At 57.7% G+C, this 26,174-nt stretch carries 26 protein-coding genes; 9 read left to right on the forward strand and 17 right to left on the reverse strand.

The annotated features are described in order from the left end of the window. Positions 1-205 precede the first annotated feature (205 nt). Together JOD69_RS09305 and JOD69_RS09310 are read right to left on the reverse strand one after the other, a co-directional pair. Positions 206-649, reverse strand: coding sequence for a response regulator (locus JOD69_RS09305; protein ID WP_086135583.1), 444 nt, complete (start codon positions 647-649; stop codon positions 206-208). Beyond that, positions 649-1,827, reverse strand: a complete 1,179-nt coding sequence (locus tag JOD69_RS09310) for an ATP-binding protein (RefSeq protein WP_086135582.1) — start codon at positions 1,825-1,827, stop codon at positions 649-651. The genes JOD69_RS09305 and JOD69_RS09310 overlap by 1 nt, the downstream gene beginning before the upstream one ends. Before the next feature lie 264 nt (positions 1,828-2,091). On the opposite strand from JOD69_RS09310, the gene JOD69_RS09315 reads away from it, so the two are divergent. Both JOD69_RS09315 and JOD69_RS09320 read left to right on the forward strand, forming a co-directional pair. Then, positions 2,092-2,643: a DOMON-like domain-containing protein gene (locus JOD69_RS09315; protein ID WP_077730135.1), complete on the forward strand. Its 552-nt coding sequence runs from the start codon at positions 2,092-2,094 to the stop codon at positions 2,641-2,643. 22 nt (positions 2,644-2,665) lie between these two features. After that, a complete protein-coding gene (locus JOD69_RS09320; protein WP_086135581.1) occupies positions 2,666-3,871 on the forward strand; it encodes a DUF1343 domain-containing protein in 1,206 nt (401 codons plus the stop codon). A 732-nt stretch (positions 3,872-4,603) separates the two neighbouring features. Here JOD69_RS09320 and fae read toward each other — a convergent pair. The 4 genes from fae to JOD69_RS09340 form a co-directional block, all read right to left on the reverse strand. Continuing rightward, positions 4,604-5,140 carry a formaldehyde-activating enzyme gene (fae, locus tag JOD69_RS09325; protein WP_077730137.1) on the reverse strand — a complete coding sequence of 179 codons (537 nt, stop codon included), beginning with the start codon at positions 5,138-5,140 and terminating at the stop codon, positions 4,604-4,606. Between the two features lie 105 nt (positions 5,141-5,245). Next, positions 5,246-5,602, reverse strand: coding sequence for a YdbL family protein (locus tag JOD69_RS09330; protein ID WP_205781147.1), 357 nt, complete (start codon positions 5,600-5,602; stop codon positions 5,246-5,248). Between the two features lie 18 nt (positions 5,603-5,620). Further along, on the reverse strand, positions 5,621-5,821 hold the full coding sequence (locus JOD69_RS09335) for a YnbE family lipoprotein (protein WP_346425842.1): 201 nt from the start codon (positions 5,819-5,821) through the stop codon (positions 5,621-5,623). An 84-nt stretch (positions 5,822-5,905) separates the two neighbouring features. Then, positions 5,906-8,422: a YdbH domain-containing protein gene (locus JOD69_RS09340; RefSeq protein WP_086135580.1), complete on the reverse strand. Its 2,517-nt coding sequence runs from the start codon at positions 8,420-8,422 to the stop codon at positions 5,906-5,908. A 50-nt stretch (positions 8,423-8,472) separates the two neighbouring features. Here JOD69_RS09340 and JOD69_RS09345 point away from each other — a divergent pair, with 50 nt between their 5' ends. The 3 genes from JOD69_RS09345 to arfB are packed head-to-tail and all read left to right on the forward strand — an operon-like array spanning position 8,473 to position 9,513. Beyond that, positions 8,473-8,847: a YajD family HNH nuclease gene (locus JOD69_RS09345; RefSeq protein WP_205781146.1), complete on the forward strand. Its 375-nt coding sequence runs from the start codon at positions 8,473-8,475 to the stop codon at positions 8,845-8,847. A 39-nt stretch (positions 8,848-8,886) separates the two neighbouring features. After that, positions 8,887-9,093 (forward strand): SlyX family protein, encoded by a 207-nt coding sequence (locus tag JOD69_RS09350; RefSeq protein WP_077730141.1) that lies wholly within the window; start codon positions 8,887-8,889, stop codon positions 9,091-9,093. A gap of 6 nt (positions 9,094-9,099) precedes the next feature. After that, on the forward strand, positions 9,100-9,513 hold the full coding sequence (gene arfB / locus JOD69_RS09355) for an alternative ribosome rescue aminoacyl-tRNA hydrolase ArfB (RefSeq protein WP_086135579.1): 414 nt from the start codon (positions 9,100-9,102) through the stop codon (positions 9,511-9,513). A gap of 17 nt (positions 9,514-9,530) precedes the next feature. Here the strand turns inward: arfB and JOD69_RS09360 are convergent, their stop codons facing one another. Then, entirely contained in the window at positions 9,531-10,196 is a 666-nt protein-coding gene (locus JOD69_RS09360; protein ID WP_086135578.1) for a DUF480 domain-containing protein, read from the reverse strand. Positions 10,197-10,291: 95 nt separating this feature from the next. Between JOD69_RS09360 and JOD69_RS09365 the strand changes: the two genes are divergently transcribed. Beyond that, positions 10,292-11,311 carry a serine/threonine protein kinase gene (locus JOD69_RS09365; RefSeq protein WP_240507134.1) on the forward strand — a complete coding sequence of 340 codons (1,020 nt, stop codon included), beginning with the start codon at positions 10,292-10,294 and terminating at the stop codon, positions 11,309-11,311. Positions 11,312-11,467: 156 nt separating this feature from the next. Here the strand turns inward: JOD69_RS09365 and JOD69_RS09370 are convergent, their stop codons facing one another. The 7 genes from JOD69_RS09370 to JOD69_RS09400 form a co-directional block, all read right to left on the reverse strand. Continuing rightward, positions 11,468-11,788, reverse strand: coding sequence for an RNA-binding protein (locus JOD69_RS09370; RefSeq protein WP_077730144.1), 321 nt, complete (start codon positions 11,786-11,788; stop codon positions 11,468-11,470). 177 nt (positions 11,789-11,965) lie between these two features. Then, a complete protein-coding gene (locus tag JOD69_RS09375; protein WP_077730145.1) occupies positions 11,966-12,235 on the reverse strand; it encodes an RNA-binding protein in 270 nt (89 codons plus the stop codon). Between the two features lie 783 nt (positions 12,236-13,018). Beyond that, positions 13,019-14,281 carry a lytic transglycosylase domain-containing protein gene (locus JOD69_RS09380; protein WP_205781145.1) on the reverse strand — a complete coding sequence of 421 codons (1,263 nt, stop codon included), beginning with the start codon at positions 14,279-14,281 and terminating at the stop codon, positions 13,019-13,021. 351 nt (positions 14,282-14,632) lie between these two features. Continuing rightward, positions 14,633-14,905 carry an RNA-binding protein gene (locus JOD69_RS09385; RefSeq protein ID WP_077730146.1) on the reverse strand — a complete coding sequence of 91 codons (273 nt, stop codon included), beginning with the start codon at positions 14,903-14,905 and terminating at the stop codon, positions 14,633-14,635. Between the two features lie 301 nt (positions 14,906-15,206). After that, positions 15,207-15,578, reverse strand: coding sequence for a hypothetical protein (locus tag JOD69_RS09390; RefSeq protein WP_139841173.1), 372 nt, complete (start codon positions 15,576-15,578; stop codon positions 15,207-15,209). Between the two features lie 247 nt (positions 15,579-15,825). Beyond that, positions 15,826-16,803 (reverse strand): DUF6279 family lipoprotein, encoded by a 978-nt coding sequence (locus tag JOD69_RS09395; RefSeq protein WP_086135576.1) that lies wholly within the window; start codon positions 16,801-16,803, stop codon positions 15,826-15,828. 119 nt (positions 16,804-16,922) lie between these two features. Continuing rightward, entirely contained in the window at positions 16,923-18,812 is a 1,890-nt protein-coding gene (locus tag JOD69_RS09400; RefSeq protein ID WP_086135575.1) for a potassium transporter Kup, read from the reverse strand. Positions 18,813-19,269: 457 nt separating this feature from the next. On the opposite strand from JOD69_RS09400, the gene JOD69_RS09405 reads away from it, so the two are divergent. Together JOD69_RS09405 and JOD69_RS09410 are read left to right on the forward strand one after the other, a co-directional pair. Continuing rightward, complete coding sequence (locus JOD69_RS09405; RefSeq protein ID WP_210023907.1) at positions 19,270-21,645, forward strand: EAL domain-containing protein; 2,376 nt, start codon at positions 19,270-19,272, stop codon at positions 21,643-21,645. Between the two features lie 186 nt (positions 21,646-21,831). Next, positions 21,832-22,824 carry a M28 family peptidase gene (locus JOD69_RS09410; RefSeq protein ID WP_086135574.1) on the forward strand — a complete coding sequence of 331 codons (993 nt, stop codon included), beginning with the start codon at positions 21,832-21,834 and terminating at the stop codon, positions 22,822-22,824. Between the two features lie 59 nt (positions 22,825-22,883). On the opposite strand, the gene JOD69_RS09415 is transcribed toward JOD69_RS09410, so the two are convergent. From JOD69_RS09415 to JOD69_RS09425, 3 genes are all read right to left on the reverse strand, one after another. Continuing rightward, the gene (locus JOD69_RS09415; protein WP_086135573.1) at positions 22,884-23,258 is read right to left on the reverse strand and encodes a helix-turn-helix transcriptional regulator; all 375 of its coding nucleotides are present in this window, start codon (positions 23,256-23,258) and stop codon (positions 22,884-22,886) included. Between the two features lie 62 nt (positions 23,259-23,320). Next, entirely contained in the window at positions 23,321-23,713 is a 393-nt protein-coding gene (locus JOD69_RS09420; protein ID WP_086135572.1) for a DUF2202 domain-containing protein, read from the reverse strand. Positions 23,714-23,776: 63 nt separating this feature from the next. Beyond that, entirely contained in the window at positions 23,777-24,277 is a 501-nt protein-coding gene (locus JOD69_RS09425) for a DUF1269 domain-containing protein (RefSeq protein WP_086135571.1), read from the reverse strand. Positions 24,278-24,638: 361 nt separating this feature from the next. Between JOD69_RS09425 and JOD69_RS09430 the strand changes: the two genes are divergently transcribed. Further along, positions 24,639-26,045, forward strand: coding sequence for an MBL fold metallo-hydrolase (locus JOD69_RS09430; RefSeq protein ID WP_086135570.1), 1,407 nt, complete (start codon positions 24,639-24,641; stop codon positions 26,043-26,045). The last annotated feature ends 129 nt before the right edge of the window (positions 26,046-26,174 follow it).

Consider the following 26,174-nt stretch of genomic DNA (forward strand, 5'->3'; position numbering starts at 1 on the left):
AGGACGCCCCGGTGCGGCGACAAGCCGCGTGAGCCCAGGCCGGGCGTGTACCGGCCTGGGCGATGGCCAGTAAACGCCAGGAGGGTATTTAGGGGCCTGATTAATTGGTTTCAAGCGGTTGACGCCCTGGCTCGGCATGAGTTCCCGTGCCTTGGCACCAGGCGCCCAGGCGGCGATGAGAATGACTGGCGCGGCTCTGGCCGCTCTAGGAATGCTCCGGTCGTTCATGTTGGGCATCTTCAGGTCGGTCAAAATCGAACCCCAGCGAGTTGGAACGCAAATAGTTCGGCAAGAAACGTTCCAGTTGCCCGACGAAAGACTCCGGCTCGATGGGTTTGGAGAGATAGCCGTCGAACCCGGCAGCAAGCAGAGCGTCGCAATCGCCTGCCATGGCGAAAGCGGTAACTGCCACCACGGGAATGTTCCGGAGGTCGGTACGGCGTCTGAGTTCCCGAATCACGCCATAGCCGTCCAGCTTGGGCAGCTGGATGTCGCAAATAATAAGATCGGGCAGCTCCCGGCGGGCGATCTCCACACCCACTTCGCCGTCGCGGGCGGCAAGCGTGACATGCCCATACGCTTCCAGCAGATAGGCCATTAGATCCATGCTGTCGGGATTGTCCTCGATGAGGAGTATACGCGCCGGCATCAGCCAGATGTCTTTGACGGCAAGCTTAGGGTGAATGTACTGCCGGCACCGTATTCGCTCCGTACATCGATGTGTCCGCCGATTAGGGAAGCCAGCTTTTGGCAAAGGTACAAGCCCAGTCCGGTGCCTTCGGAGGGACGGTTGGCGGCGGCGTTCACTTGGGTAAACGCCCGAAACAGCTTGGCTTGGTCTTCCGGTTTGATCCCGATGCCGGTGTCCAGCACGCTGACGTCGATCATCGTGTTGCCGTTTTCATGGCGCCGGCTCAACTCGATCGATATCTTGCCCTGTGAGGTGAACTTAAGGGCGTTGTTCGCGAGATTGATTAGGATTTGTACGAACGCGCGCCGATCGGTTTCGATGACGATGTCGTCCCGCGGAAGCTCGATATCGAGTCCGAGGCCTTTTTGTTCCGCCATCGGACGCAGGGTTTCGGCGACCTCCCGAATCGCCTCCTGGCACACAAAGGGTTCCGGATTGGATTTGACTTTGCCCGATTCGATCTTGGCGAGGTCCAGCAAATCATTGATCAGCGACAGCAGATGCTTGGCGCTGGTCTGAATGATCCGGAGCTGTTTTTCCTGTGCCGCGGTGAGAGGCCCCGGCAGCCTCATCAGCATGGTGCCGGTGAAGCCGATGATGGCATTGAGCGGCGTGCGCAGTTCATGGGACATGCCGGCCAGAAAATGGTCCTTGGCCAGATTGGCCCGTTCCAATTCGAGAATCTTCTCGCGCAGGGACTCGTCAAAATGCTTGCGCTCCGTGATGTCTCGGATTGAGGCGATAACGAGGATGCCGTTTTCGGATTCGAGCGCGCTGAGCCCGATATCGGCCGGGAACTCGGAGCCGTCCCGGCGCAGGCCGTGTAGGTCAAATGCGGCATCGATCGGCCGAACCCCCGATTCGTCCAAAAAAGGATTGCTGCGCCCGGCCTGTTCGCCGCGGAAACGATCGGGCATCAGAATATCGACGTTGCGGCCGAGCAGTTCGCTGCGGTCGTAGCCGAACAATTTCTCGGTTTGCGAGTTTACGAATGCGATCCGGCCACCGCGGTCGACGATGACTATAGCGTCCGGCGCCGTTTCCAGTAATTCCCGGAAGCTCTCGGTTCCGGTGATCGCGCCGGACGGGCAGCCCGTTGTCATCGGATTGTTATCGGACTCGATTAGTGACGACATGCCTCAAGCAGATAATGGTGTTCCTGGTCGGACTTCGTCCGCTGTCCAAGGCGGCGAACGAACGCTGTTCTCAGTGCTCGGTTCCGCTATTGGTTCGTAGACCGTTTGTCATCTGAAAAAATCCCCTTTTTAGGTGTAAAAAAGTCATTACCCGCATACGCTCCGTGACAATCGTCGATCCGGTTAGCCGGTACTGGATAGCCATGGACCTTCAATCGGCGCGGTTTGTACGGGCTCCCCGTCGGCTCGGGATATAATCCTCCCATGCAAACGATTCCGTTGAATAGTCACCCGTCCACGCCCTGCGAGCTCATCCGCCGTTTCACGGTGCGTGTGCAGAAGACATCGGATGGGGTACTCGCCCTCGAGTATACGGTCGAAGGGGATGTGGCGGGTCTGCATATTCCGCGCCCTCGGGTTGCACGACGCACCGACGGCCTTTGGCGGCATACTTGCTTCGAGGCATTTCTGATGCACCGCGAAGGGTATTATGAATTCAATTTCGCGCCGTCGAGCGAATGGGCCGTCTATCATTTTGAGTCTTATCGAGACGGCATGTCGGTCGTTAGACAAGCCCCACCTCCGAAAATTTCCCTGACGCTCGATGCCTATCGGCTTGGGCTGAATGCAATGATCGACCTGAACGGTCTATCGACCGAGATCGAGAGCGCAACCCTGAGCCTGGCATTGTCTGCCGTGATCGAAGAGCAGGACGGCAGGCTATCGTATTGGGCGTTCAAGCACCCGCCGGGCCAGCCGGATTTCCATCACCCGGACGGTTTCGCGCTCAGGCTCGATTCCGCCGGCAACAACTGAGATTTGCCACAAGGAGACATCGATGAAGTTTGGCATCGACCGGCTGCTCGACAGCCCGGATCTTCGCAAGCCGCTCCGGGGCCGCCGTGTGGCCTTGCTCGCTCATCCAGCCTCCGTCACCGCCGATCTGGTTCATTCCTTGGACGCGCTGGCCGCGCTCGACGGCATCAAGCTCGCGGCCGCTTTCGGACCTCAGCACGGTCTGCGCGGCGACAAGCAGGACAATATGGTCGAGTCGCCGGATTACACCGATCCAGCGCACGGCATTCCGGTCTTCAGCCTATACGGCGAAGTCCGGCGCCCGACCGACGCCATGATGGACAGCTTCGACGTGCTGCTGGTCGATCTGCAGGATCTCGGCTGCCGAATTTATACCTTCATCACGACTTTGCGATACGTACTGGAGGAGGCGGCCAAGAAAGGCAAGACAGTCTGGGTGCTGGACCGGCCGAATCCGGCGGGCCGTCCGATCGAGGGGCTGCGATTGCGAGCCGGTTGGGAGAGTTTCGTGGGGGCCGGCGCGCTTCCCATGCGGCATGGACTTACGCTGGGCGAGTTGGGCCGCTGGTTCGTGGAGAGCCTGCGCCTCGACGTGGATTACCACGTGGTGACGATGGAAGGCTGGGACCCGGCGAATGCGCCGGGCTACGGTTGGCCGCTGGGCGAACGCACCTGGATCAATCCCAGCCCTAACGCGCCGAATCTATGGATGGCGCGCTGCTACGCCGGCACGGTCATGCTGGAAGGCACGACCTTGTCCGAGGGCCGCGGCACCACCCGTCCCTTGGAACTTTTCGGCGCGCCCGATCTGGACGCGAACCGGATCGTCGCCGAGATGCGGGCGCTGGCTCCGGGCTGGCTGCAAGGCTGTCGGCTGCGCGTCTGCTGGTTCGAACCGACGTTCCACAAGCATGCCGGAAAGCTATGCGAAGGCGTGCAGATTCACGTCGAGGACGGCGCCTACGATCATCAAGGATTTCGGCCCTGGCGCCTGCAGGCACTGGCATTCAAAGCGATTCGCAATCTCTGGCCGGACTACGATCTCTGGCGCGATTTTCCTTACGAGTACGAATACGATCGTCTCGCCATCGATCTGATTAACGGTAGCGAACTGCTGCGCCAATGGGTGGACGACGCCGATGCCGCTCCGCGCGATCTCGATGCGCTGACATTGCCGGATGAACGCTCATGGCAGGAAGAGCGGGAAGAGGTACTGCTGTATCGGTGATCAGTTTCCAGCCGGTATTCTTCCGTTTTGGGGATACGGCCAAAAACAGCCGACGTTTCAAATGGTCCTCGGTCCAAGTCTTTGTTTCTTTACCGTAACATGTTTGTTTTTGCGGCTTTTGGACCTCGGGCAATAGCACGTAAATTCTTATTGATAGCTCGCAGGCGCCGTATCATCTAGCTTTGCGAGATAGAGCAAAACGAGCTGACGGGAGCGGTTCATGCCGTGGGCCCATTATTTGTAACGGAAATGATGCAATTTCCATCTCAGCTTTCCCGTTTGCGGCGTCAGGGAATTTTACGTATCTAACGCCTTGTTTTAGTGTGAGAAGCCGGTCAGATATCACTATTGTGAAACATTTCCGGTCGGATAAAGGGCTCCTTTGGCCTCGTTTTTTTGAAGAGCGCGTCAAAGATTTTTACGGGTCCGAGGCTGCATGGCAGAAGCCGTTTGTCGAGCAAGATGTGCAGGTTGAGGGAATGTTCACCGACCGCCAACCGCAGTAAACGTGAATCCAGCGGCCGAAACAGGAAACGCCATCGGCAGCGAGTTTTTGGAAAACGGCTCTGCCCTCATCGTGAGAAAAGACGAATCGTCCGCCTTTGCCGCGGAGCATCGCGTGATATACGGTTGAATAAACGAAAGCCGGCTGAATGCTCCTGAAACGCGCTTAGAAGAGAAAAAAATGCCGGCAGGAAGCCGGCGTTTTTGTTTCGATTCGGCCAAATGACTCTAAGCTTCCGGATCGTACATATCGTGCTTTATCGTATGGCGGTTGGCTATCAGTTCGTCGATCGACGGTTCGTCGTTGAGCGCTCGCTTGATGGCCAGCTTGGTCGCCTCGTAATTGGTGCGGTACAGGTCCTTTTCGTCCAGATTGGGATCTTTGGCGCACTCGGGATCGATCCAGACCAGGCTGATGATGCAGAGGTCATTGACCTGATCGCGAGGAATGATGCCTTCGATCACGCAATCCAGCACGGCATCCGCCGTGGCCGACTGAACCACGCCGCCGAACAGGTTGACGTAAGCGCTGCTTTTCATGGTGACTTTCGGCACCATCAGGGTGGCCGGGCGCACCTGCTGATTGCAGGCTCTGATCGCGAACATGCGGGTATGGCCCGCGGTCTGCCCCATCATGTTGGCGAAGGCTTGTCCGACCGGGCCGTTCACATCGCCGATCAGAATTTCCGGCATGGCGTCGGTATATTGTCCCTCGGCGGCGAGTACGGTGGCTTCGCCGGTCTTGAAGATGATCTTGTCGGACATGGTCTGTCTCCTTAATTGTTTTTTGAAAAAGTCGATATCCGGGGTAGGGAACCGAAGGTGTGCGCGATCCCGACGCCGCCGGAATATTTTCGGACCGTCGTCACTCTATTTCTTAATCCAGCGCCCCGATGGCGATCTGACGTACTGACCCGGCGGAGTTTTCTCGATCGCCGTTTTCCCGGCCAATGTCTCGACAACATTTAAACTGGTGCCGTTGGTTTTGGCGACCTGTTCGTATTTCTGGCGGCGCTTTGCGTTGATATCCGCGATGAGAGCCCTGACATCCGCGGGCGGATTGGGCACGACCGCCTCAAGATAACCGTTAGGCTGTTCGCCCACCAAACCTTGCCTCTTCGCCTCGTCGAGACCGATCGCCCAACTCTGCGACGGCCAGCCGACCATGCCTAGCAGCAACGCCAATAAGGGAGCAATGACCCCACGCAAAGGAAAATATTTGGACATGGCAAATCCTCGTTCGAATCAGAACAGTCCGCTCTCTTTCGAGAGAATCTCTTCCAAGTCTTTTTCGACTTTGACCCGGACTTCGTGATCGATCTTGACGTTGAGATTGATGGTGATGGGCTCCTGCGGCGCAGCCAACTCGACTCGAGGGGTACATGCTGCCAAGAGCGCCATCACGGCGACAGAAGAGACCTTTGCAAAAAAAGTGTCTCGCATCATTGTTGTTTTCTGTATCGAGGCCGAAAAGAGCGGCTGAGGATAGCATCGGGATTTCCCGAGATCTAGCCGCCTTATCGATTCCGTCTAATGTATTTTCCGGTAATGCTCCTGGATTTGCTGGTTCATGCGGTCGGTCAAATCGTCGGCGACGCTCAGGCTGCGCAGGAGCATCAAGATGTTTTCCTGGAGGTTTAGATTGAGATGTATAGGCCGGCCGGACTGCCAATCCGGGTTGTGCCCCTTCAGTTCGACCCGTAGCGTCAAGTCGCCTTTTGGGGTGCTGTCGGCCTTGGCCTTCAGTGTGTTGTACTGGAGGTTGCTCAGGGCCTGATTCACGAACTGTAGGCTCAAATTGTCTTTCGCCATCGCTTTGACTTGTTCCGTCGGCCGATAGCGAATCCAGCCTCCGGGCGGACGCGCCTCAAGCTCGCCCCCGCGGAGCGCAACGTGGGTATTGGTGATTTCCAAGGGCAGCCGTCCGTCGAGGAGGCCAGAACCTTCCACGCCTTGGTGTTTTTCAAGCGCGATGATTTGACTCAGGGACAGCCCTTTTAGCGTAAGGGTCACCGGGGTCCCCGGATGGACGGTATCCCATCGAACAGGGATGGCATGGACCGTTCCGCCGAGGAGACTGGCGCCAAACTGCCTCAGGTCGATTATCGGGCCGGCGCTTCCGGCGTGACTCGTAACCGCCGCTTTCATGTTCAGGTGAGTGACGGAAACTCCCGAATCCAGGTGTTCGACGCTGACTCGAGCGGGATCGACGGTTCGTAAACCGTCTCGGTCAGACAGGACGAGATGGGCGTCCAAGCCTTCAAACCGGATTGTTTTGAATCGGCCGGCCAGACCGTTTGCGTCGACGGTGACCTCGTTTTCGAACCGCAGCGTTTCGCCGGCGCCATGCTTGGCCGACCGCCTCCAGGAGCTGCCCCCGAAGCCGTGGATACGGCCCCCATGGAAGTCGATGGGAAAAGGCCAGGGTTCCAGCAATCGGCTCAGCGTGAAGCCGGATTCACCGAAAACGACAGGTGCCAGTTCGAACTGCGCCGATCCTTGGCCGCTGGCGAATCGGTGGCGTGCCCGACCGTTAAGGAGCAATTTTCCCTGGGAAAGCGTTGCAGTACTCTGGAGATCAAGCTGCTTCGAATCTCCCTGGAATTTGATCAGTATGTCGCCGGCGGGTAAGGGCTTGCCCTGAAATTTCGGTTTGAGGCCCTTAATGCGCAGATCGCCTCTAGCTTTCCAACCGGCGTTTCCGCCACCGAGCTCGGCGACCTCGAAGCTGAGCGCATCGGCCTCGATCGCGCCCTTCGGCGCAGTTAGGGCTGCCGGCCGGGTCAAGAGCGTAAAAGGCTCGAAGTCCCATCGGGTGGGTTCCGTGCCGTAGCGGAGTTTCGCTCCATTGGCGAGTTCGACATCGATTCCGGAGGATGAGATGCCATTCCAGTCGACTGGGGCAAGATGTATCGGAAATTCGGGCGTGAAGTTAAACGTCAGATTCTCCGGTGCTATTTCGACGAGGCCAGCCAGGCCTTTCGGGAAAGTCATCGCGACCATGGGCTCAGCCGGAGAGTTCATCGGACTCTTGATGCGCGCCGACAACTCCGATTTATCCCCGATGCGCCAACGGATTCGGCTCCCTTCGATCCAAGCGCTAGCTTCGATGCTGGACGCGGCGGTTCGGATGGCGCCGCTCGACGGTTCGATCCTGATCTCGAGATGATGATCGCTGCTGATCTTCACGCCTTCCCATGTTTTGCCCTCAACCGGAACGGCGCCTTGCCAGCGGCTTTCGACGCTGCCCGCCAGCAACGGGAGTTTTTGGTCGGGTCCGAACCAAGGCCGCAGCAAACCGTTGACGGCGTCCAGCCTCGCCCGAGCCGAGCCGGCTATGTTCAGGCGGCCTTTTTCGGTTTCGTCGGCACGGTTGGCGACATGAAGGACCGGAGGTGCCGAAGTTTCGGCAGGCCGGATATCCAGTTCGAACTCGCCGCTCACGGCGGCATGTGCCGAGAACGTGAACGCTTGTTCCTCCGCCGGACGGATTTCTCCGGTCAGTGTCCCCTGTCCGTTTCGGATCTGGGCCGTCGCGTGCGCCGTGTAATTACCGCCTGCTGGAGTTCGGAAATATAGGTCTAAGCGCTCGAGAGACAGTTCATCCGCCGGCAAACGGGACAGCCAATGATTCGGTGCGAAAGCGGTAGGTGCGATGTTTTTGCCGGCATCATGTTGAGCCGGCACCTGGCTATCGACAAAGCTGCTTTCGACCTCTGCTCTTGCGATCCGAATGCTGACAAGCCGCCCCGACAGCAATTCCAAGGGTCGATAGCGAGCCTTCAATCCCGTCGCGCGCAGGGTAAGCGCCCGGTTTCCGGAACGGCGGCTCATTTGAATGGTGTCGAAGCGCAGTTCATCCCAGGACGGGCGTCCGGAATTGACGTCGATCCGAGTAAACCCGGCCAGGGCGAGTCGGTATCGAAGAAATTCCGCAATGACTGCGGGGAGCGCCCAATATATCGTGATGAGCGCCAGCATGCCGGCCAGCAGGACGAAATAGCGCCGCTTTTGAGCCGCGGGACCGGTTGCTTTCATCGCGAACATCGGGTGTATTCTTGAATCAAACTTGGCTATGAACGATCGGAGGGCGAATCATGACCGTCATGAAAACCGGGTCCGATAGCAATAGGCTCGATCAGGTCGTTGCCGAAGCCCGGCGTAACCGGGAGGAGCGGGAACGCGGCTATCGGGAGCAGGCTCTGAAACTATACCCTTGGGTTTGCGGGCGTTGCGCCCGTGAGTTTTCACGCGAAAATCTCAGCGAGCTTACGGTCCATCATAGAGATCATAATCACGACAATAATCCGCCGGACGGAAGCAATTGGGAACTGCTTTGCATCTACTGCCACGATAACGAACATTCCCGTTATTTGAACGCAGGGCAATCGAGCGGAGAAGAACGGCAGAATGCGAGCACCACCTTCAAGCCGTTCGCCAACCTCGATACCCTGTTGAAAAAGCAGGAATAATGAGGCCTAATCCGCGTTTTCCATCTCGAAGGTCGAAGCATGATCGAAGAACGCTTGGTAGACTTGGAAACCAAACTCGCCTATCAGGAAGATACGATTCAGGCATTGAATAACGTCGTGTGCGAACAGCAAAAACAGATCGATCAACTGGAGGCGACTTGCAAGCTTCTCATCGACCGCATCGGGCAATTGGCGGCGGCTGCCGAGCTGGGCAAGATCGTGGATGAGAAACCGCCCCACTATTGAAATGCCGTGTTGAAAATTTCGAACCAGGTCTGCCTTTCGCTCTCCGAAGTGGAACTCAACCCCATGCGTGCCCAGGGAGCGGGCGGGCAGAACGTTAACAAGGTGTCGACGGCCATTCATTTGCGCTTCGATATCAGGGCATCGTCCTTGCCCGAAATGTATAAGGAAAAACTGCTGACGCTGAAAGATCAGCGCGTTTCGAGCGAAGGCTTTGTCATTATCAAGGCTCAGCAGTTTCGAAGCCAGGAACAGAATCGGGAGGATGCGCTTGCGCGGCTGATTTCGCTGATAAAAAGCGCCGCGGCCACCCGCAAGACGCGAAAATCGACTCGCCCGACCAGAAGCTCTCAGAAAAGGCGGTTGGACAGCAAGGACAAACACGGACGACTCAAGGCATTGAGACGCAAACCAGCCGAGTAGGGCGGGCGATGCCGATCCTATGACCCACGCGTGAGTGAGGCCAATTTCGATTCGAGCCGATTCACGTCTGTCTTCAATTCATCGACCAATCGCTCCAGGCGATCGAGCCGTTCGCGGTCGGAAACCGAAAGCTCAAGCTCTCTTTCCGTATTCTCGCTGTTCGCCGTTAGCTGGTCTTCGCCAAAAAACAAATGCATGAACCTGGATTCGCGCTTTCCCGGCTCGCGCGGCAATCTCGCGACCAGAGGCTCTTCCCGATTCATCAGCTTGGCCAGCGTGTTCTCGACCTCCTGCACGTCGCCGAACTTGCATAGGCGCTCGGTCCGGGTGCGTAATTCGCCCGGCGTTTGCGGCCCGCGAAGCAGCAACTCGCAGACGATACCAGTCTCTTGCTTGGAGAGCTTCAGATCGCCGAATTCCGCATTGCAGAACCGGTGCTGGTATTTGGTGACTCGATTGCCGAATCCGCTGCCGGCACTGACGAGGTATTTCTTTACGAGTCCATCGACTATCTGCTGCACCGTCGCTTCGTCGAGATCGAGCACCGGATCGCGATTGCTTTTCTGATTGCACGCATTGGTCAGGGCGTTGAGCGATAGGGGATATTGTTCGGGGGTGGTGATTTCCTTCTCGATCAAACAACCGATGACGCGGGCTTCATAAGGCGTGAGCTTAATTTTCATTAGGGTTTATACGTAGAGTTTGAAGTGCGGAGCGTTGCCGGCTCAAGGATAATCAAAAATCTAATCTTAGATTGCGCTTTTTGGGAGAGACGAGGATGGCAACCTGTAGAATGGCGTTCATGAATACGGTCACAGACGTCCATCCCTTTTCGTCCTTAACACCCGATTGCGTCATGAACGCATTGGACAGCGCAGGCTTTCACAGCGACGGCAGCCTGTTGGCGCTCCACAGCTACGAGAACCGTGTTTATCGGGTCGGCATGGAAGACGGATCGCCGGTGGTCGTGAAATTCTACCGACCCGGACGGTGGAGCAAAGCCGCCATTCTCGAAGAACATGCCTTCGTTCGGGAGCTTGCGGAGTCCGAATTGCCGGTCGTGCCGGCCTTGCCGGGTGCCGGAGGCTCGACATTGCACGAGTTCGGCGGCTTTCGCTTCGCCGTGTTTCCGACCCAAGGCGGATATGCTCCGGAATTCAACGACCACGCCGCATTGATGCGAATGGGGCGGCTAATCGGCCGTATTCATGCTGTCGGTTCGCTCAAGCCGTATCGGCACCGTCCTGCCCTGGATATCGCCAGTTTCGGCGAAGAGCCCAGAGATTATCTGCTGTCTCACGGCGTGATTCCGGCGGACATCGTCGACGCTTATCGGGAAGCGGCGAATCAAGCGCTAGCGGGCGTGAGACGCTGTTTCGAGCGCGCGGGTCCCGTGCGCACGCTGCGGCTGCACGGAGATTGCTATCCCGGAAATATGTTGTGGGCGGACGATGGTCCGCATTTCGTCGATTTCGACGACAGCCGCATGGGGCCTGCGATCCAGGATTTGTGGATGCTGTTGTCGGGAGACAGTACGGAGATGACGCAGCAATTGAGTCCTTTGCTCTCCGGTTACCAAAGTTTTTTCGAGTTCGATACCCGCGAGCTGCATTTAATCGAAGCGCTGCGCACCCTGCGGCTGATTCACTACACCGCATGGATCGCGAGACGCTGGGATGACCCCGCTTTCCCGATCGCATTTCCGTGGTTCAATACGCCGCGTTACTGGCACGACCGGATACTTGAACTGCGCGAACAGATTGCCGCAATGGACGTACCACCGCTTTGCCCGGCATGAAAACGGGCAAACGATGAAGAATGGCGCCCTGCGATCGCAGGTGCTGTCCGAAGAGTGACTTAGCGGGTAAGTCGTTCCGGCCTTTCCGAGTTCGGAGAGGCCGGAACGGATTCTAACCGGCGCCGAGGCGGGGCTCTGCCGCCGGTTTAGCGAATATCAATAGCGGTGTCCGCCGCCGCCGAATCCGCCGCTGCGTCGGCCGCCACCGAAACCGCCGCCGGATCTTTCTTCGCGGGGGCGGGCCTCGTTAACGGTGAGGCTACGTCCACCGACCTCTTTGCCATGCAGGGCGCTGATTGCGGCTCGGGCCTGTTGATCGGTACCCATTTCTACGAAGCCGAAGCCTTTGGAGCGGCCGGTTTCGCGATCCATGATCACGTTCGCGGACTGCACCGTACCATGTGGGGCGAAGAGTTGCTCCAGCTCGCTGTTGTCAATGCTGTAGCTCAGGTTGCCGACATACAATTTCGTACTCATCAAAAATTCCTCGATAGGAAAACAAACAAAAAACACTTAATAAACACAGATCGAGCCCGTAATCGCGGGTGCGCTGGGTCTATTAATAAACACCTTTTCTGGAAAGGATTCTGTAGGTAAAAGTTCGTGCTGGACACGAAAGCTTTCGTATATTAGTCCGGTTCACTCGCCCGGTACTTAACGTCGCCGGCCGCGGCCGCTCCGCTCGCGGGGACGCTCCTGATTAACCCGAAGACTGTTGCCCCTCAAGTTGCGGCCATTCAGTCCGGCGATTGCCGCGCGCGCTTCGTGGCCCTCCATCTCGACGAAGCCGAAGCCGCGGCAACGACCGGAAAAAATGTCGCGAGCCAGTTCGATCGAGCGTACCCGGCCGTATTCCGCAAAAAGTTCGTTGAACTCCCGTTCGGTAGTATCGGCCGGCAGATTTCCGGCATAAATTCTCAGCATGGATTGTCTCCTGTGGGCGCAACCAAGATAGGCGGCGTCATGGTTGAATGATCCGAGGGCATGGACCGATCGATCCGCGCCTCGGCGTTGATTGCCGCATCAGCCGGGTAATCTGTGGACCAGGATTTCCGACTGTTTGCGGTGTATAGCCTTCCGGTGAAGGAAGAGCGGGAAGTTTGCGGCCAAGCAGCTGCTCGATGTTTTTCAGCTGTAAAGTTTCGTGTCGAAAGACCGGCGATGCTGCATCGTTGTTCGAGCCGGTACGGCCTATGCGACGTACGTATTCTGCCGCCGATACCCGTCTGGGCTTCGGTTAGCAAATCACCTCCATTTAGTACGGCTGGAATGGTCTGCGATTGGATCGGCGTGGGAGCCGTGTGGGCTTGATCGGCGACAATGCGTGACGGGATGTTGGATAGGCTGAGAGACTCAAAGGGCATTCGAACTTTCCTGGCTCTTGCCTGCCACGACGAGCGTGGCACCGGTCGAGCACGAGCACTGTTGCTGTGACCACAGGGCGGACCCGAAGGACGCACCGCGTGCGGTTTGCGGGAGGAGGCGGGGACTAGCAGGTGCCGTTAAGGCATTGACTGAAAGGAAAATTCCGTATCCTCGTGGCGAAGACCGGTCTTGCGCCGCGACAAACTATGTGCAGCCTACTCCAATTTCGTCAAAGAAGCTAGTCCGATCGTAGAAAACGTATTCGAACATGGAACATCGACAGCACGGCGGTATGGCAAGTACCACTTTAACCTTTCGATCAACCACAACCGTCCGCTTTTTTCACCGAGCGAACGCCTGAGTTTTTGCCAGCTTGTAGTTGCCGTTCTTGGGGCTTAATGACGCATTGGTTCTGGTCGCGGTGCCGCCGGCCTTGACGTTGCCGGGATAGCTTACCTTAACGTGAGCTGATGCCCCTTTGTTTTCCGGTTGCTGCGCTGCCAGACGATTCTGCTGCGCCCGGTACGCGATCTGCCGGAGTGTACCCGAGGGTAGCCAGACCGCCGTGCCGGCGGGTAAAGCCGCCCTGTCGGACTGAGCCGGTCCGCTCCAGGCCGCATTCAGGGCGATGAGCTGAGACTTGTCGGTTGCGTATTGACGAGCCAAAGTCGAAACGAAGGTATTCTGCGTTATGACGACACGGTCCCAGTCAAGAGGCTTTTCATATCGTATGCCCTCGGCAAAGAAACGTTCGGGCTGACTGGCGACCTCCCGTGCTGCCAGAAATTCGGCGTAGAAATTACGGGAAGCGAAACCGAATTGGGGATGGTCGTAATCGGAAACGATCCGCATGAAGTCATGGCCGAAAGACTGCTTCGCGCGCATCATGCCCGAAATGCCATGATTGTAGGACGTGATTGCCAGGGGCCAGCTGCCGAGCTTGCCGTAGGCATAGCTTAGATAACGGGCGGCGCCGTGAGCCGAAGCGACGGGATCCAGGCGCTCGTCGATGATCGTGTTGACGTTCATGAATCGCTCGGCCGCCCCGCGCGTAAACTGCCACACGCCCACGGCGCCTGCCGAGGAACGCGCCTGCGTTTGGAACGACGATTCCACATGGGGCAAATGCGCTAAATCCTCGGGGAGGCCCGCGTGGCGGAAAATCTCCCGAAAGTGGCGATCATAACGACCGCTGATTTCCAAACCCCTCTTGAAGCGCTCGCGAAGGCCGCGCTGACCGCGGAGCCGCTCGCTCGCGCCCAGTAGTGCCGTCTTGAGATCCCCGCGTGGACTGATCTTCACGGCCAGTCTTCGGTCGTCCTGGGTCAGAGGAATTCCCGCAGAGACCTTTTGTTCCAGGTCGCGCAATCGGGACTGCCAATAGGCTGTCCGTTCGCGCACCAGTTCTTTCTGGATCGGGGTATAGCCCTCGGTGATATTGCCGGGGAGCTGAATCACTTCATAAATCACATCCAGAAAACGGTTATCGTGCAGAACGACTTGAGAACGGCTCCAGACGCCGTAGACATTGCGCCAGAAGGCGACTTGCGTTTCCAGGGCCACGGGCTTCGGGAACATACCCGAGGTAATCGAGACGGAAGACATCGCGCGAAGCCGCGACGATGCATCCGCCGATTGCGCCATCGAGGCCGCGGGTGCTACGGCCTTCTGGTGAAGGCTTCCATGGTGAATCCGATGATGTTTTTGCATCGTGGAAGGACCGGAACAGCCGCCTGCCATGAGAACAGGCACAACCATCAGAAGACACTGGATCAGTCTGCGAGTCATCGACGAGCCCCCCAAGCCGGCTCAAGAATTTTTTTCGGAAGAAACGCTTTTCGCCGAGAACTCAAACGACCCGCGATTGCGGATCGAAATTCGGCTACGTGGATAAAATCATTGTAGCTCGAGTATGCGGAAAGTTGGGGGACATTCGAGTTAGCAGAGTTTTTCCAGCTAACGTCGGCGGCCACCGCCGCCGCGCCGGCCGCGCGGCCGCTCTTCGTTAACGCGTAGCGTGTTGCCCCGCAGATTGCGGCCGTTCAATCCGGCGATCGCCGCACGCGCCTCATGACCCTCCATCTCGACGAAGCCGAAGCCGCGGCAACGTCCCGAAAAGATATCGCGAGCCAATTCGATCGAGCGTACTCGTCCATAGGCCGCAAATAGTTCGGTAAACTCCTGTTCCGTCATATCCGGGGGGAGATTGCCGGCATACACTCTCAACATAATGCTTCTCCTTTGGTGCCGTCCGGATAGGCCTGACATGGTTCCATACGAAGTCCAACCGGGCTGCAACGTTTCGTTGGGGAAAACCGCCTGGTGGGGTGAGGCCCGATGCGCTGCACGAGATTTGGACGAGGAGGCGAGGCTTGGGGGACGTCTGGCAGTGTAGTTGCCTGACAAGATCGAATCCTCGGGGTGCAGCGCTCTTCGCCACCGAACGATAATAGGTCAAGGATACCGCGATGGCATCGCTTTATCCAAAACCGCTTATGTCGCGAAGATCGGAGTCGGCCCGGTTCGGCAGTCAGCATATGACAAGAACCGGCCAGCAAACGTTCGTGTCGCCGTGCTGCCAACATCGCTCCTCTTCGAGGAACCGGGCGAACGGTTCGTGATCCGTGTAGACGCTTCCGTCGGATATGAAGAAATGCTCGAAAGGACCGAAACGTTCGGACCCGCCGCCAAAGGTGTCCTCAAAATGAATCGAGGCGCCGGTCCGGCAGTCGCATCGGGAAAATAAATTGCCCTGAATCTCCCAGAAGTGGTTTTGATAGCGCCCCACGATTTCGTTGTCCGGACCTTGGCGAATCACATGACCGCTGATTCGAAAATACGGGGCCGGACCCAAAGTAACAGCATGTTCCGGAATGACGGATTCGAAGCTTAATCGGACCATAATCGCATGCTCCATAGAATTTCTTGAATCGCTTCTCCTTCCCGACACCGAAAAGGCACACTGGTTCACTGACCGGCAGGCTGCCGGCTATGAAGACCAAGATCGCGATAGCCGTGAATTTCTGTGGATTTCGAGATCTTGCGATCGGTACTTGGACGGGCCGGATACTTATCGTTTGTTGTTTTTCGAGACAAAAAACGAACAATTCCGCCCCACGGTTAGGCCATGGGCAGAGCGAAAAACGACGCTAAGGAGAACTTCGGAAGCTCTTCGTTTCCGGTCCTCTTAATTTTTCGTTCGGGCGCGATGGAAAAGTCCACTGTCCAAACCTGCGATCTTCTCCGGCCAAGGCGGCAAGGTCGGCGGCATAGCCTTGTAATTTCTCGTCCAGGGCAGCTCGCTGTTCGGGCGTTGCGGACGTAATTACTTTGGCGATCAACTCCGCATTCGACTGACGTAGGGTCTGAATATAGGCGCGCCGCTGGGGGTCTGTTTGGTCGGCCAGTTCGGCGAAATAGGTGCGAATCCAGTCCGTTGCGACTCGCTCCTCCGGCTTCCGTTCCTGGATTTTCGAAAGCAGGGTTAGAAAATCGCGCTGCCGTGCTTCGCGCTCGTCTGCCCAGGTGTAGTTGCCGTTGTCGCGTCCGGCTATGGCGTTTCGGATGATGGTTCGTTGTTCGTCGGTGAGTTTCCCGAGCCAAAACTCGGCACGCTTGATAAAAAGCTTCGCCTTGGCTCCGGGGGCATTGTCCGCGCTGTTATGCAGATAACCGTATTTCTTTCGGAATTGTGCATTGTCATCGCTGAGTTCGCGCTGTACCTGCCTGATCTGATTAGGCTTGAGCGTCAGTGCGAGCCTGGCGATTTCCGGGGCGGCCCGCTCGCCGAGTATTTCCAGGCGTCGGTTGATCCTCTGCTGAAAATCAGTAACCTCGGATGGCGTCATCGGCCCCTTTGCTTTCGTCCGAATGTCGTCGAGTAAGGCCGAATAAGCATGCAATTGCGTCGCGCGATGCCAGGCCAGTAACGCGTTGATTCGATCTTTAGCCAAGGTTTTCTGCGTCTTTTCCAGATCGAAATACTCATCAAGCCGGAAGATCAGCAAGGTATCCGCATGGTTATAACCGAACCGAATGCTGGTGCAGGCCGCGAGCGGCAGCACTATCGCGGATACGACGATCAAATGCCATCGGCGGATCAGGATGGTGAGGGACGATACGTTCATTTGCCGTCCATATTCTGGCGAATACACGTCGAGCTCCTATCGTGAGGTACGCTGTCACTTAGTAGAAGAGAAAAATTCAAAGCCATTGCGAACGATTTCAGTTTACGAAGCGGAGCCAGTTAGATTTCGACCACGGTCCCGAGTTCGATCACACGGTCCGGAGGTATTCTGAAAAAGTCCATGGCGCTCTCGGTATTGCGCGCCAGGCGGATAAAGAGGCGCTCGCGCCAGAGAGCCATACCCGGGCGGGGCGTCGAAATGACGGCTTCCCGGCTGAAGAAAAACGAGGCATTGGCCAAATCGATCTCGAGGTCCCGTTCTTTGCACAAGGCCAGGGCGTCCGGCACATTGGGCTCCTGATTGAAACCGAAGTAAATCTTGACTCGGTATAACTCGTCGCCGAAGTGCCTGATTTTGATGCGTTCGGAGCGAGGCACCCAGGGCACGTCTTTGACGATTACGGTCAGCACGATCACCCGTTCGTGCAGAATCTTGTTGATCGCCAGATTGTTCAAGAGGGACTGAGGGACACCCCGGCGGCCGGCTGTGAGATAAATGGCGGTTCCGGGAATACGCCGCGGCGGTTCTGCGTGAAAACGCATGAGCAAGGTTTCGAACGATATCGCTCTTTCGTTCAAGCGTTTTCCGAGCAACGTGCGTCCTTGTTGCCAGGTGGTCATCACGGTAAACAGGACAACGCCAACCCCAAGGGGAATCCACCCGCCTTGGGTGAATTTCAAGCTATTGGCCATAAGGAAGGCGGTGTCGATAATCAAGAAGCAGCCTACGACCGCCAGGCTGGTCATCCATCTCCATTGCCAGAGCCTTTTGAATACGAAGAAAGCCAACAGGCTCGTGATGACCATCGTGCCGGTAACGGCGATGCCGTAAGCGGCGGCCAATCGTTGGGACGATTCGAATTGCACGACCAGGGTAAAGACTGCGGCCAATAAAAGCCAATTGACGACCGGCAGGTAGATTTGGCCGGGGAAAAACAGCGACGTGTGATAAATACGCACCCGCGGCAAGTAACCAAGCTGGATCGCCTGCAACGTCGTCGAGAATACCCCGGAAATTACGGCTTGGGACGCAATCACCGTCGTAATCGTCGCCAATATGAGCAGCGGGAGGGCTCCCCATTCCGGTGCTAGAAGGTAGAACGGATTTTGGGTAGCCTCCGATTCGCGCAGCAGCAATGCGCCTTGGCCAAAGTAGTTCAGCAACAGGGCCGGAAGAGCCACGGCAAACCAGGCCATGCGAATCGGCCGAACGCCGAAATGGCCGATATCCGCATAAAGAGCTTCGGCTCCGGTCACCACCAAGACAACCGCGCCCAGGACCACCAGCGAATACCATTCCTCTTCGATCAAAAAACGAGCGCCGTACCACGGATTCGCTGCTACCAATACCTGCGGGGTAGCGAGAATGCTGCGCGCACCGAGGATTCCGAGGCAAAAAAACCATAGGAGCATGATCGGGCCGAACAGCCGGCCGACACGACTCGTACCCTTGCGTTGGAGAAGAAATAAAAGGGTCAGGATCGCCAGGGTCACCGGCACGACAAATTCGTTGAGTTTCGGAGCCACGACCGCCAGGCCTTCGACGGCGCTCGTAACCGTAACTGCGGGTGTGAGAATGCCGTCGCCATAAAATAAGGCGGCGCCGATGAGACCGATCAGAACGATTACGCGTCGCCGGCGGGGTGAATCGATCGCAGCGCGAGACGCAAGCGATAACAAGGCCATGATTCCGCCTTCGCCTCGGTTGTCGGCCCGCAGCATGATCGCGGCATATTTCAGGCAGACGATCACGATCAGCGACCAGAAAATAAGCGACAGCACGCCGAGTATATTGGTCTCGCTGGGCGCAATGGCGTGAGGTCCGCTGAAGGCGACGCGCATGGCATAAAGCGGACTGGTGCCGATGTCGCCGAACACGATTCCGAGCGTGCCGACCAGCGTAACGGTTCTACCGGGCTTTAGGCGTTGCAATGTCGAATGCGCTTGCATTTTTCAGGCGTGTGGCGGTCGAGACGAACGATGGTTGCACTTCACAATGCGGAGATCCTTGTGTTTTATCAATGACCGCTCACGGCAGACTTTGCCCTTTGACTCCTCGGCCGGCTCATTGCTCCCCAGAACGGCAACGCAAAGACCCGTCCGACGGCCGTCTCCGGATTTAACGACAGACGGGCGTCGAAAGATTGGCGGTTGTTCGCTGGACCGTGCCAGGCGCTCACCTTTACGATACTCGCCTTAGAATTGAGGGGTGTACCGTTAACCCGATGAAAATGTCCCATACTTAGCTCCTATACAGTCGATCGCGGTTAGCTGCGGCCCGATCGGCCATAACGAATGCAGCGATTCGGAACGGCCTATGCGAGATCGGTAGCGTACTGCCGAAACGGTTTTCAAGGCATTGGGCTTTGAACGCGACCGATGCGAGTCGTTCTCAACGGGGTGGTGGATGAAGGTAGATACACTAATGCAATCGGAGGAACGGCTTCGGCGAAACCGCAACTCCTTGCTGGAGCAACAACGCGCGCTGGCCTCGCTAACGCGTAGCGAAATTTTTTCGGCTGAGGATGCCCTCGAGGCGATTCGCCTGCTGACTCGAACCACCGCGACGGAGTTGGACATCGAGCGCATCAGTGTATGGCGGTTTACCGAAGACCGGCTCGCCATCGAATGCATGGATCTCTACGAGCGCTCCCGGCAACGGCACAGTTCCGGGATGACATTACGCCAGGAGGATTTTCCGAGCTATTTCAAAGGACTTGAAACCGAGGAAGCCATCGTGGCGAACGATGCGTGTCATCATCCTTCTACCGCCGAGTTTTCCGCTGTGTACCTGCGTCCTTTACGGATCAGCTCGATGCTCGATGTGCCGATACACGTCTTCGGGCGCGTCGAGGGCGTCCTATGCTGCGAGCACACCGGCGAAACGCTCAGCTGGTCTGCGGAAGAACGCTTTTTCGCCATTGCCGTGGCCAATCTCGCCGCTCTCGTGATCGAACAAAACGAGCGCAAACGTACCGAGGCCTTGTTGCGCGGCCAGAGAGACATGCTGGAGATGATCGCCAACGGAGCGTCCCTCGAGCATACCCTGGCTGCACTGGCGCGTACGATCGAACAGCAGGATGACAAAATACTCTGCTCGGTGCTTCTCCTGGATAAGGACGGCGTTCATTTGCGGCATGGGGCCGCCCCGAGTATTCCCGACGATTACAACCGGCAAATAGACGGTATCGCCATCGGACCTTCCGTGGGATCTTGCGGCACTGCGGCATTTCACCGGCAAACGGTAATTACCAGCGATATTCGGACGGATCCCCGTTGGGCCGCCTTTCGCGATCTCGCCGAGCAGTACGGACTTCGCGCCTGTTGGTCGACACCCATTTTCGACGCGAGGCAAAACGTCATCGGTACCTTTGCCGTTTACTATCGCGAACCGCAGCGGCCTTCGGACAAACACGCCAGGCTGGTAGAGACGGCGATTCATACCGCTGCGATCGCCATCGAGCGCAGTCGGGTCGAGGACCGGATCCAGCGTCTCGCTTTTTACGATGCGCTAACAGGGCTTCCGAACCGTGCCTTGTTGATGGACAGGGCTGCGCAGGCCTTAGCGCTTTCAGCCCGTGACAAGAAAGAAACGGCCCTGCTGTTTCTGGATCTCGACCGATTCAAAACGGTCAACGACTCCCTGGGACATCATGTCGGCGACGGGCTATTGCGGAGCATTGCGGGCCGCTTGCGGGGATGCCTGCGGGATACGGACACCGTGTCCCGGCTGGGAGGCGACGAATTCGTCGTACTGCTCCCGGAAACGGGAGGCGACTCGGCCGCTCAGACCGCCGAAAGGATTCTGAGCGTGGTCGCGCAGCCTTATGTCATCGAGGATTACCGGCTGAGCATCACGCCGAGCATCGGCATCAGCATGTATCCGCAGGACGGCGGCGACGTGGAATCCTTGGTCAAACATGCCGATACCGCCATGTATCACGCTAAAGAAAAAGGACGCAATACTTATCAATTCTTTACCGAAAGCATGAATTCCGCCGTGCTGGAGCGGCTTACGATCGAAAGCGGTCTGCGGCAGGCTCTGGAACGTGACGAATTCTTGCTGGAGTATCAGCCTCAGTACGATATCGAGACGCACGGATTGGTAGGCCTCGAGGCCTTGATCCGCTGGCAGCATCCGGAATGGGGCCGGGTAGCGCCGGGCCGGTTTATTCCCATCGCCGAAGAAAGCGGCCTCATCGTTCCGATCGGGGAATGGGTGATCCGCGAGGCCTGCCGCCAAAACGTGTACTTGCAATCCCTCGGTTTCGCCAAGGTTCCGGTTGCCGTCAACATTGCCTCGCCACAATTCGTTCAGCGATTCGAAGACCTCGTCGCACGGGTGTTGGGAGAAACGGGTATGGAGCCCGAGTATCTTGAACTCGAGTTGACCGAGGGAATCGTCATGCAAGGAGAGGGATCGATTCAGAAACGCTTGCACAAGCTCAAGGACATGGGCGTAAAGTTGGCTATCGACGATTTTGGGACGGGCTATTCAAGCCTCAGTTATCTCAAGCGATTCCCGATCGACAAGCTGAAGATCGATCAGTCCTTCGTGCGCGACATCATCGATGATCAGGACGATCTTGCGATAACCCGCGCAGTGATCAGTCTGGGCCACAGCCTTCGACTGACGGTTATCGCCGAAGGCGTCGAAACGGAGCAGCAATTGGCCTTTCTGCGGGATGAAGGTTGCGATCAAGCTCAAGGCTTTTTCTTCAGCCGTCCTCTTTCTGTCAAAGCGCTAGGCGACTGGTTTTTCGAGAGTTCGACGAAGGCTTAGACAAAATCTCGGTGGGATTCCTCGGCAAGGTATTCGACCGCTCGCGGAGTCCCGGTGATGCCGAACGGAAAGACTCGGCGGCGATCCAACGGTTACTGTTGACCCTCGCCGCGCGGGTTTTCAGTATGCCTGTCTTGAAAGCGGAATTGGAGCCGTGCAGTTCCACGGTTGTCTGGAGTGTATTGCATGGATGTCCGAAATCGTTCGCCCATGTCGGTTTGCGGAGCAATCGTACTAGCCTGGGCATGCTTTCTGGTGATTGCACTCCGGTTCTGTCTGGCGGAGCCCTCGTTTGCCGGCACGGACGAGGCCGCGCCGCCCACCATCGATCCCGGGCGCCTGGAAGCCCATGTCCGAACCTTGTCGGAGATGCTAGGGCCAAGGGATGCCGGTCATCCGGATAATCTCGATCGTGCGGCATCGTATATCCGTTCGGCGTTCGAGCAAGCGCAGGGCAAAACCGCGGACCAGCCGTTCCGGGTCGGCCGAACGACTTACCGCAATATCATGGCTAGTTTTGGCCCGCCGTCCGAGGAGCGGATCGTCGTCGGCGCACATTACGATACGGCCGGTCCCTATCCCGGAGCCGACGATAACGCGAGCGGCGTCGCCGGATTGATCGAACTGGCGGGACTACTGGGCAAAGCCGATCTCGCAATCCGGGTGGATCTCGTAGCCTATACCCTGGAGGAACCGCCATTTTTCAGGAGCGAGCACATGGGGAGTGCCGTGCATGCCCAGTCGCTCAAGGCGAAGGGGGCGAACGTACGCGCGATGCTTGCGCTCGAAATGATCGGCTATTTCACCGATGCGAAAGACAGCCAGTCATTTCCCGCGCCGGGACTTTCGCTTTTCTATCCGACCACCGGAAACTTCATCGCCGTCGTGGGAAGGATAGGGGAGGGACGGCTGGTGCGAAGTATCAAGAAGGCGATGTCCAACGCCTCAAGCTTGCCGGTGCATTCGATCAATGCTCCGCGCTTTCTCCCGGGCGTCGACTTCTCGGACCATCTCAATTATTGGGAAGCAGGCTATCCGGCCGTAATGATCACCGATACGGCTTTCTATCGTAATCCGAACTATCATGCCGCCACCGACACGCCCGACACGCTGGACTACCGGAGAATGGCCCAAGTGGTAGCGGGAATCTATGCCGCAGTGCTCGAGCTCGCGCGGTAGACCTTCAAATTGCCGATGCGTCAAACGACCGCATCCGCTCCGCATGGTGAAGGCCTTGACTATACCGTGCGAAGGATATTTTCCAGGTGCACGCCTAACACTTCGGCAATACGCTTGAGCTTGTCGATTCGGCATGTCGGCCGTCCCCGGTCGACAAGGGCAACGAACGATTCCGTTATGCCAGCCCGCTCGGCCAGTTCCTCCAGCGTCAGCCCGCGGAACTCGCGCCAGATCCGAATGGCGTTCTCTCCGGCCAAAAGGCGCGCCTTCAAGTCGTCCGGAAGTTGTTCTTCGCCCGGCACAAGCCGTTCCTCGGTTTTGACGTCGGACGCCATGTCCGTCGCCAATTCGGCCAGTTCCACGAGGGACAGATAGTCGTCATATGGAATCATCGCCCATTTCGAGCCTTCTTTTTCAATGATTTGCACGTCCATTCCTAGTCTCCTGAATAGCGGTCTCGTTCTGATTTGATCGGAGGTAATGCTTTACCTTCGCCTTAATGAAGGCAACGTTCGAAGGCGCGTAAATGACGATCGCGGGAGGCGGACCGAAGGTTTTCCAAAACCCGGCGAACATCCGGTTCCGGGGTAGCGGCAAGCAGGCGGTCGTACATCGCCATATTGTATATCTCGGCCTCGACCGCGCTGCGGCAGGCCTCTTCAACCGTATCCGGCGCTGTCACGCGCTCAGGCCAGCGGTCTTCCGGCACGGGTATGCCATAGCGTTCGAACAGCGAGAGCAGGGCAGCGGCATGCCGCGCCTCGGCTTCGACGATGTTAACGAAGGGACGTATCGGACCGAACTTTTCGATGACTTTTCGATAAGCGGCGAGCGCCTTGTATTCGTCATCGAGCGCTTCGGTCAGGCGGTCCTTCAAGCTCGAATTCATGAACATTTCCTAAAGTGGCGGGTGCTGAGTGGCCAGACCATCGCATATTCCGACCGCAAAGCCCTAGGGGAAGGTATGCGGGTCGGTGCCTTCGCACTCGGCCTCGGGATGGTGTTTCTTGATGATGGCCTCGATTTCTTCTACGCGGTCTCGGGGCACGTCGATCATCAGCAGGAATTCGCCTTTTTCCATGGCCTCCTGGAATTGATCGATCCGCCGGTTACCGATGCTGCTGCCGACCATGCTCGACATCAATCCTCCGACCCCCGCGCCAGCCAGGGTGATCGCAAACAGCGCTCCGCCGCCCAGAACCAGCCCCGTGGGCAAGGCGATCGCCACCAGCCCGGCCAAGAGTCCCGTCGCGCCGCCGAGTGCGACGCCCTGTTCCAGGGCCGGAAGGAAGTCGGTCTTTTGCAGGAAAGTGGCTTCGGGCAGATCTTCCAAAGGCGTGCCGCGTTTGGCCAGTACGTGGATGTGGCGTTCCTCGATCCGCGCCAGCAACAACTCGTCCACAATCTTTTTGGTAATTTCGATGTTCGGTACCAAGAAATAGATGCGTCGCATGATTCTTGCTCCAGTTCTGATTAGGGATGTTGGACTAGCCGACCAAGGCGGCGGCCGACAATGCCGGAGTAAACCCGGCGGTAACGGGCCGAAAGCTTCGCATTGGGGTAGCAATTAGACTCGATTTCAGGAAGGAAATTGCGTAACGGTTATGCGATTGCATCATCTCGAGGCTGGCGAAAAAGGCCGCGTTAGAGGGGGATCGGGAAAGCCCGGCTTATTGCCAAAAAGCTTCCGACGACTCATGAAAACCACGACTCTCAGTCAAAGGGCATGCGCAACCGAAAGGCCGATGGGGGATCATTGCGTCGACGGGTGGTGTCCAACCAGATGCAGCACGCCAACTCAAGAGGAGGCCTCCATGTTCTTCAAGCAGTTCTATCTCGGCTGTCTCGCCCACGCCTCTTATCTCATCGGCGATGAAGGGACGAAAACCGCCGTCGTCGTCGATCCCCAGCGCGACATCGAGCAATATCTGGAAGAGGCGCGCCGGCAAGGCCTCGAGATTCGCCATGTGTTCCTGACCCACTTTCACGCCGATTTCATTGCGGGACACCTGGAACTGCGGGATCGTGTCGGCGCCAACATCCATTTGGGGCCGAGGGCGGATGCCGAATATGCGTTCATTCCGCATCCCGACGGCGATACGCTCGAATTCGGTCAGGTCCGCCTGAAGATCCTGGAAACACCCGGCCATACCCCCGAAGGTATCTCGATCGTGGTTTACGATCAGGCCAAGAGCACGGAGATTCCCTATGCCGTGCTGACGGGCGATACGCTGTTCATCGGGGACGTGGGACGCCCCGACCTTTTGGCCTCGTTCGGCGTTTCGGCCGAAGACCTGGCCGCGATGCTTTACGAGTCTCTGCACGAAAAGCTGTTGCCCCTGCCGGACGAAACCTTGGTTTACCCGGCTCACGGCGCGGGGTCCATGTGCGGGAAAAGTCTCAGCACCGACCTGTTCTCCACCATGGGAACGCAGCGCGGGTACAACTACGCGCTCAAACCCATGAGCAAGGAAGACTTCATTCGCCTGGTCACGGCGGGCCAGCCGGAAGCGCCGAAATATTTTTCCCATGACGCGGTACTCAACCGCAAGGAGCGCGCAACCCTCGAAGAAACCCTGGCGACCGGGCTGAAACCGCTCTCGCTCGACGCGGTGCTCACGATGAAACAGGCCGGGGCGCAGCTTCTGGACGTGCGCGAGACGGCGGATTTCGCAGGGGCGCACCTGGCGGGCAGCGTGAACATCGGCCTCGGCGGCCCTTATGCCACTTGGGCGGGCACATTGCTCGATCGCACTAGGCCCATCGTGCTCATCGCCGAACCCGGCCGCGAGCAGGAAGCCGCGATGCGTCTCGGCCGAATAGGTTTCGACAATGTCGCAGGTTATCTCGAAGGGGGCATGGAAGCGCTGGAGCAGCGGCCGGATCTCATCCGGCGGACCGACCGGATCGCAGCCCCGACCCTGGCGGAAAAGCTGGCCTCGGCGCAGTCGCCCCTGGTTCTCGATGTGCGTACCGAAAACGAATGGCAGCAGAAACGCATCGGCGAAAGCCTCAATATCCCGTTAAACCGGCTCGCGGAACGGAGCGGCGAACTGCCCCGCGACAGGCCCATCGTGGTCCATTGCGGCACCGGCTACCGCTCGTCCATCGCCACCAGCTTGCTGGAAGATCAGGGATTCGATAATACGATCGATCTCGTGGGCGGTTTTAACGCGTGGGAGAAATGCTGTCCCAGTAACATCGCCGGTGGAACGGGTTAGAGCATTTTCCGGTTTTCTGTAGCGCTTCCCCAAGGTGTAGGTCGGCAATCCTTTGCCGACGAAGACGCTCGGTCGGAGCACGGCGTCGGGAAAGGATTCCCGACCTACGGGGCGGCAGGGTGGTCGGCA

This window comes from Methylocaldum sp. RMAD-M (genome assembly GCF_017832375.1).
GTDB lineage: Bacteria > Pseudomonadota > Gammaproteobacteria > Methylococcales > Methylococcaceae > Methylocaldum.